Raw genomic sequence first — 13,702 nt, 5'->3', positions numbered from 1 at the left:
TTGCCACTGTTTGTCCTCCTGGACGTGCATGTGACTACGACTCTCGCAGCCACGTGGTTTACTTTTGCCTTGCTTTCATTTCCTAGCACGCGGTCCACCGTGTTCCACCGTTTGGGGGCGGTGTGCCGGTGCGTCGGGCATGGAAACAATGGCCATTTCACAATGTGCCAGTTACATGATCCTAGATTTTTTAACGCCGTTTTTCAAACCATGTTGGGGATCTTTTTGAAGTGTTCCTTCACCTGGTTTGGGCGACCCACGTGGCGTGGACCTACCTAGTGGTAACGGCCGGCTCAAAGTCTCACGTTGGTTGTGAGCCTCTCAGCACGGCCGCTACCGCGGCGCGGGGTGCTTTCCGTGCTGACACAACCAGCGGAAAGCACCCTGGGGCGAGCGGTTTAGGCGTTGCCGTTGCGCTCGTCGATGATCTCCTGAGCAATGCTGCTGGGGACCTCGGCGTAGGAGTCGAACACCATGGTGAAGTTCGCGCGGCCTGCGGTCGAGGAGCGGAGGTCACCGATGTAGCCGAACATCTCGGAAAGCGGAACCTTTGCCTTGACGACCTTGGCGCCGGAGCGGTCTTCCATGGCGTAGACCTGGCCACGACGGGAGCTGATGTCACCGTTAACGGTGCCCATGTACTCCTCAGGGGTGACGACCTCGACGGCCATCATCGGTTCGAGGAGGACCGGCTTCGCCTTAGCGACAGCTTCCTTCAGGACCTGGGAACCAGCCAGCTTGAAGGCCATCTCGGAGGAGTCGACGTCGTGGTAGGCGCCGTCCTCGAGGGTTGCCTTGATGTTGACCAGCGGGTAGCCAGCGAGGTAGCCGTACTGCATTGCGTCCTGGATACCAGCGTCGACGGACGGGATGTATTCCTTCGGCACGCGACCACCGGTGACGGCGTTCTCGAACTTGTAGGTTGCGGACTCGCCCTCTTCCAGGGTCTCCGGGTCCGGCTCGTACGGTTCGATGGTGACGATGACCTTTGCGAACTGGCCGGAACCACCGGTCTGCTTCTTGTGGGTGTAGTCGAGGGACTCGACCTTCTTGCGAATGGTCTCGCGGTAAGCAACCTGCGGGGAGCCGATGTTTGCTTCGACCTTGAACTCGCGCTTCATGCGGTCGACGAGGACGTCGAGGTGGAGCTCGCCCATGCCGCCGATGACGGTCTGGCCGGACTCTTCATCAAGACGGACGGTGAAGGTCGGGTCCTCTTCAGCGAGCTTCTGAATAGCGGTGCCCAGCTTCTCCTGGTCAGCCTTGGTCTTCGGCTCGATGGCGACCTGGATCACCGGATCCGGGAAGTCCATGGACTCCAGGATGATCGGGTGGTCCGGGTTGCAGAGGGTGTCACCAGTGGTGGTGTCCTTCAGACCGATGAACGCGTAGATGTTACCGGCGTCAGCGTGCTCGACCGGGTTCTCCTTGTTCGCGTGCATCTGGAAGAGCTTGCCCACGCGCTCCTTCTTGTTCTTGGTGGAGTTGAGCATCTGCTCGCCCGGGATTGCCTGGCCGGAGTAGACGCGCACGTAGGTGAGCTTGCCGAAGAACGGGTGCACAGCAATCTTGAATGCCAGTGCAGAGAACGGCTCGTCGACGGACGGCTTACGGGTCATCGGCTCGCCGCTGTCCATGGCGGTGCCGTTGACTTCACCGACGTCGAGCGGGTTCGGCAGGAAGTCGACGATTGCGTCGAGAACCGGCTGAACGCCCTTGTTGCGGTAAGCGGTACCGCAGTAGACCGGGTAGACCTCGGAGTTGATGGTCAGCTTACGGATTGCACCCTTGATCTCCTCGAGGGTGAGCTCCTCGCCGCCGAAGTACTTCTCCATGAGCTCTTCGTCGGACTCAGCGACGGTCTCGAGAAGCTTCTCGCGGTACTCTTCAGCCTTCTCCTGCAGGTCGGCCGGGATCTCCTCAATGGTGCCCTCGGTACCGATCTCGGTCTTGCCGCGCCAGGTGATGGCCTTCATCTGAAGGAGGTCGACGACGCCGTCGAATTCATCCTCAGCGCCGATCGGCAGCTGCATAACCAACGGCTTAGCGCCGAGGCGGTCGACGATGGTGCCGACGGTGTAGTAGAAGTCAGCGCCCAGCTTGTCCATCTTGTTGACGAAGCAGATACGCGGAACGTCATACTTAGCAGCCTGACGCCACACCTGCTCGGACTGCGGCTCAACGCCTTCCTTACCGTCGAAGACGGCGACAGCGCCATCGAGCACGCGCAGGGAACGCTCGACCTCAACGGTGAAGTCCACGTGGCCCGGGGTGTCGATGATGTTGATCTGGTTGTTGTTCCAGAAGCAGGTCACGGCAGCGGAGGTAATGGTGATGCCGCGTTCCTTCTCCTGTGCCATCCAGTCAGTGGTGGAAGCACCGTCGTGGGTCTCGCCCACCTTACGGTTGATACCGGTGTAGAAGAGAATACGCTCGGTGGTCGTCGTCTTACCAGCATCGATGTGGGCCATGATGCCGATGTTGCGGACCTTGTTCAGGTCCTTAAGCACTTCTTGTGCCACGTTGTGTACCCCAACTCATATGTCGTAGACGCCCTTGGGAGCCGTGATCCCGGTTCTACCCGGTGCGACCCTAGACGCCTTTTTCGGATATTTCCTTGGTCGATTGTGCCACTTAAACGCTGATCTGGCATTAGGAAGAGGTGAATCTTCGGGCCAGGTGGGCGTCGATAAGCATGCTTGCTTTTCGACGCCGCACACAGCGCAGCGGGAAACTACCAGCGGTAGTGAGCGAAGGCGCGGTTGGCCTCTGCCATCTTGTGAGTGTCCTCGCGACGCTTCACGGATGCGCCGAGACCGTTGGATGCGTCCAGGATCTCGTTAGCGAGACGCTCGGTCATGGAGTTCTCGCGGCGCTGGCGGGTGAACGTGACCATCCAACGCAGAGCGAGGGTGGTGGAACGGCCCGGGCGGACCTCAACCGGAACCTGGTAGGTAGCGCCACCAACACGGCGGGAGCGAACCTCGAGGTCCGGACGGATGTTGCCCAGTGCCTTTTCCAGGGTGCCCACCGGGTCGGTGCCGGTCTTTTCACGGCAGATCTCAAGCGCGCCGTAAACGATGCGCTGTGCGGTGGACTTCTTGCCGTCCTTCAGGATCTTGTTGATCAGCTGGGTGACCAGCTCGGAACCGTAAACCGGATCCTTGACTACGGGACGCTTCGGAGCTTGCTGCTTACGCATTGTTCTTTACTGTCCCTTCTTCGCGCCGTAACGGGAGCGAGCCTGCTTGCGGTCCTTGACACCCTGGGTATCCAGTGCGCCACGGACGATCTTGTAGCGAACACCCGGGAGGTCCTTCACACGACCACCGCGGACGAGCACCATGGAGTGCTCCTGTAGGTTGTGGCCCTCACCCGGAATGTAGGCGGAAACCTCAATACCGGAGGTCAGACGAACACGCGCAACCTTACGGAGAGCGGAGTTCGGCTTCTTCGGGGTGGTGGTGTACACACGGGTGCACACGCCGCGGCGCTGCGGGGAGCCCTTCAGCGCAGCAGTTGCCACCTTCTTGCTCTTATCGTGGCGGCCCTTGCGGACCAGCTGCTGAATAGTTGGCATACCAACACTTTCTTGTCGACTGGTGTCCTCCTTGAACCGCACAGTGTGCAAACACGCAAAAATGGGGGCTCTTCTTCGGGGCCCTGCCGTTTCACGTGAACACCGCACCGTCCGAGGTGGACGTGGAGTTCATTTTCCACTTGCGCCGCACATGATTGTCCGACAGTGGAATCCTGGCAAACTTTACTGAACACAACCCTCGAATAGCAAATTCACTTTGTCGAGAAAGCTCCGCTCAACGGCCTTATATTTAATGCATGTCCTCAGACATTGAAAAGACAGGCGATAATCTGCCCCGGAAACGTGTCTCTACCAGCGCACGACAGGCAGCAGCGGACCTTCTCTCTGCCGCATTGGCTGACGGGCAGCTCAACATCGACGACTTTGATGAACGCAATAGACAGCTCTGGCGCGTGACATACGCTGATGAGCTCGAAGCACTCACCGCTGATTTATCAGTCCCGGCGTCCGTGCCACAGGCCCCTTCCCCCGCTATCACCCCTGCAGGCGGCGGGGCAACACTGACGTTGTCGATCATGGGAGGGTCCTCCCGCGAAGGGTCCTGGCAAATCGCACCACACCACCACTCATTCACCACGATGGGTGGCAACCTGCTCGACCTGCGCTTTGCGAAGCTGTCCGCTCAAGAAACGGTCATCAATGCCGTCGCCATCATGGGCGGCATGGAGATCATCGTCCCGGAGAATGTCCGAGTGATCAGTGAAGGCATCGGCATCATGGGCGGCTTCGGCATCGAGGACCACCCGTCGTGCTCCGTATCAATGAGCGACCTTCCGCCCAGCGCACCCACCATCCGCATCCGCGGCATCGGCCTCATGGGGGGCGTCGGCATCGTTCGGGCTGCTAAGGACGCGCGCGTGCATTAGTGGCACGGACTCTAGCTTGCCCGCATTGTTGGGCGTTGAACGGCGTCAACGAACATTGAGAACAAGAACCAGCTGTTTGGATCCAGCTAATCGGCATGAAACCACGAATTAGCTGGATCTAGATAGCTGGGTTTGGCCCGAAGTACGCCTGATGGGACACCTGGACCGCACAAAACCCCGGCCCCTCTCCCCCGCGGTGAGCGGAAGATGAGGGGCCGGGGTGCGTCGTTAAGCGTGGGCTAGAACCTACTGGAAGGTGTCAAAGCCGTACTCGTCCAGCGGAACGGATGCGCCGGTGAACTCGCCGTAGCCCTCGTCGCCGTAAATCGAATCGCCGAAGGTCGGGATCGAGTAGGCGGCGGAGCGTGCGGCCTCCGTCGGCTTGACGGAGATGTTGCGGTAGCGGGAAATGCCCGTACCGGCCGGGATCAGCTTACCGATGATCACGTTCTCCTTGAGGCCGATGAGCTTATCGGAGCGCTTGTTGATGGCGGCGTCGGTAAGCACACGCGTCGTCTCCTGGAAGGAGGCGGCGGACAGCCAGGACTCGGTTGCCAGGGAGGCCTTGGTAATACCCATGATCTCACTGCGCAGCTCAGCCGGCTCGCCACCCTCGGCGACTGCCTGGCTGTTGATCTGGCGTGCTTCAGACAGGTCAACGAGGGTGCCCGGCAGGAATTCCGTAGCGCCCGCGTCGATGACCGTGCCGCGACGCAGCATCTGGCGGATGATGATCTCGATGTGCTTGTCGTGAATCGACACACCCTGGGTGCGGTAGACAGCCTGAACCTCGTCGATGAGGTGCTTCTCCACACCACGGCGGCCGAGAACCTCGAGCACGTCGTGCGGGTCAGCAGCACCGCGCAGCAGGCGGTCGCCGACCTTGACCTTGTCGCCGTCCTTGAGCGAGCGCTCGATCATGGCGTCCGGGTTGGACTCCATCGGGCGACGCACCTGAGCCAGGCCCTGGCGCTTGGACAGCTTCTCGTAGACCACGTCGTCGGAGCCGTCCTCCGGGTGGATGGTCAGGGTCCAGAAGTTGCCCTCATCGGACAGGGAGATCTCGCCGTCGACGGATGCGATCGGGGCGCGGTTCTTCGGCACACGTGCCTCGAACAGCTCCTGAACACGCGGCAAACCACCGGTAATGTCGCCACCGACACCACCCTGGTGGAACGTACGCATGGTCAGCTGGGTACCCGGCTCACCAATGGACTGCGCAGCGACAATGCCGACAGCCTCGCCGATGTCCACCAGCTTGCCGGTGGCCATGGACTTGCCGTAGCACTTCGCGCAGACACCGGTCGGGGTCTGGCAGGTCAGGACGGAGCGGACCTTGATCTCAGCCACGCCGGCCTCGACGAGAGCGTCGATGCGCTCCTCGGACAGGTCGCTGCCTGCCTCAAGGATGACCTTGCCATCAGCGTCGGTCGCATCAGATGCCAGCACGCGGCCGGAAACCGAGGTCTCCACGAGGTCGTGGCGGACGAACTTGCCGCCTGCCTCGACTGCGACGGGGACCTTAACACCCTGGTGGGTGCCACAGTCCTCTTCGCGGACGATGACGTCCTGAGCCACGTCGACGAGACGACGGGTGAGGTAGCCGGAGTCTGCGGTACGCAGAGCGGTATCGGCCAGGCCCTTACGGGAACCGTGGGAGTTGTTGAAGTACTCCATCACGGACAGGCCTTCGCGGAAAGAGGTCTTGATCGGGCGCGTGATGTACTCACCACGCGAGTTCACAACCATGCCCTTCATGCCGGCCAGGGTCCAGATCTGGCGCATGTTACCGGCAGCACCGGACTTCACGATCATCGGAATCGGGTTGTCATCCGGGTACAGGTCCTCGACGGCCTGACCAACCTTGTTGGTGGCGTCCTGCCACAGCTCCACAAGACGGTCGTAACGGTTCTCCTCGGTGAGAGCACCCTTCTCCCAGTACTTGCGCTCGATGGCCTCGGCTTCCTTCTCGTACTCATCCAAGATCTCGGTCTTGTTCGGAAGCACGATCACGTCGGACATGGAAATGGTGATGCCCGAGCGAGTAGCCCAGTAGAAACCGGCGTCCTTCAGCTTGTCCATCGTCTGCGCGACGGTGATCATCGGGTACTTCTCCACCATCGACTGGATGATGTCGCCAAGCAGCACCTTGCCGGCACCGCCACCCTTACGCACCATTGCGCCTTCCTGGTACGGGAAGTTGAACGGCAGCATCTCGTTGAACATGATGCGACCAAGGGTGGTCTCAGCGGTCCAAGTCTGGCCCTTCTCCCAGCCGTCCTGGAACTGCTCTGCCTCGATCTCACGCGTCGGACGCAGGTGGCTGATGCGCACCTTGATCGGAGCCTGCAGGCCCAGCACACCGCGGTCGTACGCCATGATGGCCTCGCGGTAATCGGAGTAGGTGCCCTGCTCCGGACCGTTCTCGTCGGCCGGAGCGTATGCACCCTGGCCGCCGATCTCGTTCTCGCCCTTCTCCATGGTCAGGAAGTACAAACCAGTGACCATATCCAGGCGCGGCATAGCCAGCGGCTTACCGGATGCCGGGGACAGGATGTTGTTGGAGGACAGCATCAGGATGCGTGCCTCTGCCTGTGCCTCAGCGGACAGCGGCAGGTGAACAGCCATCTGGTCTCCGTCGAAGTCAGCGTTGAACGCCTCACATGCCAGCGGGTGCAGCTGAATAGCCTTACCCTCGACCAGGACCGGCTCGAAGGCCTGAATACCGAGGCGGTGCAGCGTCGGTGCACGGTTCAGCAGCACCGGGTGCTCAGCAATTGCCTCTTCGAGGACGTCCCACACCTCTGGGCGCTGGCGCTCAACCATGCGCTTCGCAGACTTGATGTTCTGCGCGTAGTCGTTGTCCACCAGGCGCTTCATCACGAACGGCTTGAACAGCTCGAGGGCCATCAGCTTCGGCAGACCACACTCGTGCATCTTCAGCTGCGGACCAACGATAATCACGGAACGACCGGAGTAGTCCACGCGCTTACCCAGCAGGTTCTGGCGGAAGCGACCCTGCTTACCCTTCAACAGGTCAGACAGGGACTTCAGCGGACGGTTGCCCGGGCCGGTGACCGGACGGCCACGACGGCCGTTGTCGAACAGCGCGTCAACGGACTCCTGCAGCATGCGCTTCTCGTTGTTCACGATGATCTCGGGAGCACCGAGATCGATCATGCGCTTGAGGCGGTTGTTGCGGTTGATCACGCGACGGTACAGGTCGTTCAGGTCGGAGGTAGCAAAACGGCCACCATCGAGCTGAACCATCGGACGCAGCTCCGGCGGGATCACCGGGATAGCGTCCAGGATCATTCCAGCCGGGTCGTTACCGGAACGCTGGAAAGCAGCGACGACCTTCAGACGCTTGAGTGCACGGACCTTCTTCTGGCCCTTGCCCTCAGCGATGATGGTGCGCAGTTCTTCAGACTCAGCATCGAGGTCGAAGTTGCGGATCAGGGTCTGAATAGCCTCAGCACCCATGCCACCAGTGAAGTAATCCTCGTAGCGGTCAACGAGCTCCTCGTAGAGGTTCTCGTCGATAATCATCTGCTTCGGAGCGAGCTTGATGAAGGTGTTCCAGATCTCGTCGAGACGCTCGATCTCGCGCTCGCCTGCCTCGCGCATGTGCTGCATTTCCTTATCGGCAGCATTCTGCACCTTCTTGCGCGCAGCGGCGGTAGCGCCCTCGGACTCGAGCTCAGCGAGATCCTCCTCGAGCTTCTGGGCACGGTCGGCGATCTCAGCCTCGGTGTCCTGCTCGACTTCCTTCTTCTCCAGGATCATCTCTGCCTCGAGGGTGGACATGTCATTGTGACGTGCCTCCTCATCGACAGAGGTAATGATGTTGGCAGCGAAGTAAATGATGCGCTCAAGATCCTTCGGAGCCAGGTCCAGCAGGTAGCCCAGGCGGGAAGGAACGCCCTTGAAGTACCAGATGTGGGTAACCGGCGCGGCCAGCTCGATGTGGCCCATGCGCTCGCGACGCACCTTGGACTTGGTCACCTCGACGCCACAGCGCTCACAGATGATGCCCTTGTAGCGGACGCGCTTGTACTTGCCGCAGGAGCACTCCCAGTCACGAGTCGGACCGAAAATGCGCTCGCAGAACAGGCCGTCCTTCTCCGGCTTGAGGGTGCGGTAGTTAATCGTCTCCGGCTTCTTCACCTCGCCGTGCGACCAGCGGCGGATGTCTTCGGCGGTGGCCAGGCCGATGCGGAGCTCATCGAAGAGGTTTACGTCAAACACGTAAATGCCCTTTCACCTCCCATTTCGCGGGAGGATTGAAGTTGAATTAGTTCTTCGTTTTAAGTCTTATTTGCTTGCCGACGCACGGCATAAGCGCGCGGACGCGCCTATGCCGTGTCGGCTGCGGAACCCTCATCGCGGGACAGGTTAATGCCCAGCGAGGATCCTGCCTGGTCGTAATCGTCGTCGTCACCGGACAGCTCCATCGGGGTGCCGTCAGTGGACAGAACTTCGACGTTCAAGCACAGCGACTGCAGCTCCTTGAGCAACACCTTGAAGGACTCCGGGATGCCCGGATCCGGGATGTTGTCGCCCTTGACAATCGCCTCGTAGACCTTCACGCGGCCCACCACGTCATCGGACTTGATGGTCAGCAGCTCCTGCAGGGTGTAGGCAGCGCCGTATGCCTGCATTGCCCACACCTCCATCTCGCCGAAGCGCTGGCCACCGAACTGGGCCTTACCACCCAGCGGCTGCTGGGTAATCATGGAGTACGGGCCAGTGGAACGAGCGTGAATCTTCTCGTCGACCAAGTGGTGCAGCTTGAGCATGTACATGTAGCCGACGGAGATCGGGTACTTGAACGGTTCGCCGGAGCGGCCGTCGAAAAGCACGGTCTTGCCGTCGCCATCAACCATGACCTCGCCATCACGGTTCGGCTTGGTGTTGGCCAGCAGGCCAGCGATCTCATCGTTGGTAGCACCGTCGAACACCGGGGTTGCGGTGAGCGAGTCAGCCGGCACGTCGTAGAGGTGCTCCGGCAGGGTCTCCAGCAGCTTCGCATTTGCCGGGTCATCCGGGTTGACCGTCCAGCCAGCCTTAGCCAGCCAACCGAGGTGAACCTCGAGGACCTGACCAATGTTCATACGACGCGGCACACCGTGGGTGTTCAGGATGATGTCCACCGGGGTGCCATCAGCCATGAACGGCATGTCCTCTTCTGGGAGGATCTTGCCAACGACACCCTTGTTGCCGTGGCGGCCTGCCATCTTGTCGCCGTCCTGGATCTTGCGCTTCTGGGCAACGTAGACGCGAATCATCTCGTTGACGCCAGGGGCCAGATCGTCATCATCGTCGCGGGAGAAGCGAGCAACGCCAATGACCTTGCCTACCTCACCGTGCGGCACCTTCATGGAGGTATCGCGGACCTCGCGGGCCTTCTCGCCGAAGATGGCGCGCAGCAGGCGCTCCTCCGGGGTCAGCTCGGTTTCGCCCTTCGGGGTGACCTTACCGACGAGGATGTCACCGTCGCGGACGTCTGCACCGATGCGGATGATGCCGCGCTCGTCGAGGTCCTTCAGCACGTCCTCAGAGACGTTCGGGATCTCACGAGTGATTTCCTCAGCACCCAGCTTGGTGTCGCGGGCATCGATCTCGTGTTCCTCAATGTGCACAGAGGTCAGGATGTCCTGCTCCACAACGCGCTGGTTGAGAATGATGGCGTCCTCGTAGTTGTGGCCTTCCCATGGCATGAATGCCACGAGCAGGTTGGTACCCAGTGCCATCTCACCGTTCTTGGTGCCCGGGCCATCAGCGATAACCTGGCCAGCCTCAACGCGGTCGCCTGCAGAGACGATCGGGGTCTGGTTGTAGCAGGTGCCCTGGTTGGTGCGCTCGAAGGTGCGCAGCAGGTAGGACTCGCGCTGACCTTCGTCGTCCATGATGGTGATCACGTCGCCGGAGACGTCCTCAACCACACCAGCGTTCTTGGCAATGACGATGTCGCCTGCGTCGTACGCAGCACGCATCTCCGTACCGGTAGCCACGTATGCAGCCTCGGAACGCAGCAGCGGCACAGCCTGCTTCTGCATGTTCGCACCCATGAGGGCACGGTTAGCATCGTCGTGCTCGAGGAACGGAATCATCGCCGTAGCAACGGAGACCATCTGACGCGGGGAGATGTCAACGTAATCAACACCCTTGGCACCCACGACACCGATATCGCCGTCCTTGAGACGCACCTCGATGCGCTCAGCGGTGATGTTCATGTCCTTGTCGTGCTCGGTGGCCGCCTCGGCAATTGCGTAGCGGTCCTCCTCATCAGCCGTCAGGTAGTCGATCTGATCGGTGATCTTGCCGTCGACAACCTTCTGGTACGGCGTCTCAATGAAGCCGAACGGGTTCACACGTGCGTAAGAAGACAGTGCGCCAATCAGGCCAATGTTCGGGCCTTCAGGAGTCTCAATCGGACACATGCGGCCGTAGTGGGACGGGTGAACGTCTCGGACCTCAATGCCGGCACGCTCACGGGACAGACCGCCCGGGCCGAGCGCGGACAGACGACGCTTGTGAGTCAGGCCAGACAGGGAGTTGTTCTGGTCCATGAACTGCGACAGCTGGGAGGTGCCGAAGAACTCGCGGATCGCCGCGGAAACCGGGCGAACGTTGATCAGGGAGGTCGGGGTGATCGACTCAGCGTCCTGGGTGGTCATGCGCTCACGCACGACGCGCTCCATACGGGACAGGCCCACACGGACCTGGTTCTGCACCAGCTCGCCCACGGTGCGCAGACGACGGTTACCGAAGTGGTCGATGTCATCGGTATTGATCGGGATGACGGTGCCCTCCGGGGAGGTCATCTCACGCTCACCAGCGTGCAGACGCACGAGGTACTCAAGCGTGGTGGCGATGTCCTCTTCCGTCAGGGTCATCAGACCATCGTGGTCGCCGCCCAGACCGAGCTTGCGGTTGACCTTGTAGCGGCCAACGCGAGCAAGGTCGTAGCGCTTCGCACGGAAGAAGGCATTCTCAAGCAGGGACTGCGCAAGATCGCGGGTCGGCTGCTCGCCCGGGCGCTGCTTGCGGTAGATCTCCAGCAGTGCCTCATCGGTATTTGCCACGCCGTCGTTTTCCAGCGTGGACATCATGATCTCGGAGAAGCCGAAGCGCTCCTTGATCTGAGCCTCGGTCCAGCCGAGAGCCTTCAGCAGGACGGTCACCGGCTGACGACGCTTACGGTCGATGCGCACACCGACGGTATCGCGCTTATCGACGTCGAACTCCAGCCATGCACCGCGCGAAGGGATGACCTTCACGGAGTGGAGCGGACGCTCGGTGGACTTGTCGATCGTCTCGTCGAAGTAGACGCCCGGGGAACGAACCAGCTGGGAGACGATGACACGCTCAGTACCGTTCACGATGAACGTGCCCTTGTCCGTCATCAACGGGAAATCACCAATGAAGACAGTCTGGGACTTGATCTCCTGGGTGTCATTGTTGATGAACTCCGCCGTCACATAAAGCGGTGCGGAGTAGTTGATGTCCTTGTCCTTGCACTCGTCGATGGTGTACTTGACATCCTCGAAGCGTGGCTCGGACAGAGACAGGCTCATGTTGCCCGAGTAGTCCTGGATCGGAGAGATCTCTTCCAGGATGTCCTCAAGGCCGGATGTAATGCGGGCGTCCTCGCCACGCTCTTCTGCCTGGCGCTCACGCCACTCCGGCGTGCCGACGAGCCAAGCGAAGGATTCTAACTGAACATCAAGAAGCCCAGGAAGCGCGATTGGCTCGTCGATCTTCGCGAACGAGTAGCGCTCCGGAGCTCCGGGGATAGTGGCCACTGACTTGGTCTGGCGGGAGACTGCCAAGATGGGTCCTTCCAGCACCTCACGCGGGGCCCGTACACGGCGCATATGCACTGGTCACCCGCTGGATAATTAGCATTTAATGTTAGCTGCGACAGCTGTGGAAGCCTTCGCGAGTCCAGAATGCACAAAATCACCTTGTCAAATCAATGTTTTCGCATTGATCCAAGGTTTTCCTCATACACACTGGCGACGGCTTCCAGCGCAAGGAGACAGCTTATACCCCCACTGTCAGATTGTAAAGCGCAAACGAAGTGAAAAATTCACCTCGTGAAAACTTGAACTGCCGTCGCTGTTCGCGGGGAACTCTACCACTCGGCTAAGCAGAATCCGCAACCGACTCGGCTTGGCGTGCCCAGCATCAGTGATCACGGCTGCGCTTGCCGCCCGGTCGGAATGCCCCAAGGAGTCCAGCCAGGGTGAGTAAAGCACCAAGACCGATCACTCCATAGGTCACGCCCTGGGAGATCCGCTGCGTCACTTTCGGCAGTTGCTCCGCAAGCTGACGGGTCTGCTCCTCATCCATCGCGGCGTCGTAGGAGACAATCTCCTTCACGCGCGCCCCGGAACGATCCGCATAATAGTCATCAACTTTTTCCGTCATGCCGATCACTAGCCCAGTGATCTGATCAACAGTGAAGGTGCGCGTTGCTGCATGGTGACGGAAAGCCTTCACCATGCCACCATCCTCCCCCTGGATGGTCATGGTGTTCTGCCCATCATTGAATTTCGCAGCGAGGTTAGTATCCGGAACCTTTTGCTCAAATGTGTACACGGTGCGGCCGTACTGCTCTTCTTCACCGGTGAAGGTAGCCGGCGCTGTTTCACGCAGGACTGGATCGAAAACCTGGTAGGCCCCCGGTTCCAGATTCGACGGGAATTTCAGCCACACACCATCAACAGGCACTTCTGTCTCTGGGAAAGCCATCATGGAGCTCAACCGTGCAGGCCCCTCGAATTGGCCCGACATACGATCAATCTCCAGCGACCATGTTGATGCGGCGACCAGGTTGTCCAGATCGGTCTCTTTGTCTGCCCGCAGCAATGAATCACCGACACGCAATGCCACGACATGTTCGGAAGCCGGGTTCTGCACTGTCATGTGCAACTGGTGGGTGACCGGGACAGTCACGGCCCCGTCTTCCTCCCCCACTACCCCTTCCGGGTCATGGAGAGTCCACGTTGTGTTCTCCAGGTTCAACGGGAACCGTGCATCACCATTGAGAAACCGCGGTGCCACGAGCCCAGCAACGATCAACGCCAGACCCAACCCAACGAGCAGGGCTGACACGATGCGGGACTTTGGAAGCATGCGAGCGAGTCTACAAGCCCACCAAGAAATCATCGAAAAGTGACGGGACAAAGCAGGTGTTTAGGAAAGGCAAAAGCCCCCGTCGATAAGC

7 protein-coding genes are annotated in these 13,702 nt (G+C 60.3%); 1 reads left to right on the top strand and 6 read right to left on the bottom strand.

Features of this window, described 5'->3' with window-relative positions:
* Positions 1-398: 398 nt before the first annotated feature.
* The 3 genes from fusA to rpsL form a co-directional block, all read right to left on the bottom strand.
* Positions 399-2,522: an elongation factor G gene (fusA, locus tag Q0X21_RS02190; RefSeq protein ID WP_297850058.1), complete on the bottom strand. Its 2,124-nt coding sequence runs from the start codon at positions 2,520-2,522 to the stop codon at positions 399-401.
* Positions 2,523-2,734: 212 nt separating this feature from the next.
* Entirely contained in the window at positions 2,735-3,202 is a 468-nt protein-coding gene (rpsG, locus tag Q0X21_RS02185; RefSeq protein ID WP_297850057.1) for a 30S ribosomal protein S7, read from the bottom strand.
* A gap of 6 nt (positions 3,203-3,208) precedes the next feature.
* The gene (gene rpsL, locus Q0X21_RS02180; RefSeq protein WP_034665197.1) at positions 3,209-3,580 is read right to left on the bottom strand and encodes a 30S ribosomal protein S12; all 372 of its coding nucleotides are present in this window, start codon (positions 3,578-3,580) and stop codon (positions 3,209-3,211) included.
* Positions 3,581-3,837: 257 nt separating this feature from the next.
* On the opposite strand from rpsL, the gene Q0X21_RS02175 reads away from it, so the two are divergent.
* Positions 3,838-4,467: a DUF1707 domain-containing protein gene (locus Q0X21_RS02175; RefSeq protein WP_297850056.1), complete on the top strand. Its 630-nt coding sequence runs from the start codon at positions 3,838-3,840 to the stop codon at positions 4,465-4,467.
* Between the two features lie 246 nt (positions 4,468-4,713).
* On the opposite strand, the gene Q0X21_RS02170 is transcribed toward Q0X21_RS02175, so the two are convergent.
* From Q0X21_RS02170 to Q0X21_RS02160, 3 genes are all read right to left on the bottom strand, one after another.
* Entirely contained in the window at positions 4,714-8,715 is a 4,002-nt protein-coding gene (locus Q0X21_RS02170; protein WP_297850055.1) for a DNA-directed RNA polymerase subunit beta', read from the bottom strand.
* 107 nt (positions 8,716-8,822) lie between these two features.
* Positions 8,823-12,320, bottom strand: coding sequence for a DNA-directed RNA polymerase subunit beta (locus Q0X21_RS02165; protein ID WP_297850061.1), 3,498 nt, complete (start codon positions 12,318-12,320; stop codon positions 8,823-8,825).
* A gap of 340 nt (positions 12,321-12,660) precedes the next feature.
* The gene (locus Q0X21_RS02160) at positions 12,661-13,611 is read right to left on the bottom strand and encodes a DUF3068 domain-containing protein (RefSeq protein WP_297850054.1); all 951 of its coding nucleotides are present in this window, start codon (positions 13,609-13,611) and stop codon (positions 12,661-12,663) included.
* Positions 13,612-13,702: the final 91 nt, after the last annotated feature.

Source organism: uncultured Corynebacterium sp. (assembly GCF_947253065.1).
Classification (GTDB): domain Bacteria; phylum Actinomycetota; class Actinomycetes; order Mycobacteriales; family Mycobacteriaceae; genus Corynebacterium.
The sequence above is the reverse complement of the archived record's forward strand: the minus strand, read 5'-3'. Positions and strand labels throughout refer to the sequence as shown.

What these genes read in the sequence shown, in the direction of transcription:
- rpsG (WP_297850057.1), bottom strand. Translation starts at nt 3,202, where the DNA reads ATGCGTAAGCAGCAAGCTCCGAAGCGTCCCGTAGTCAAGGATCCGGTT.
- Q0X21_RS02175 (WP_297850056.1), top strand. Translation starts at nt 3,838, where the DNA reads ATGTCCTCAGACATTGAAAAGACAGGCGATAATCTGCCCCGGAAACGT.
- Q0X21_RS02160 (WP_297850054.1), bottom strand. Translation starts at nt 13,611, where the DNA reads ATGCTTCCAAAGTCCCGCATCGTGTCAGCCCTGCTCGTTGGGTTGGGT.
- rpsL (WP_034665197.1), bottom strand. Translation starts at nt 3,580, where the DNA reads ATGCCAACTATTCAGCAGCTGGTCCGCAAGGGCCGCCACGATAAGAGC.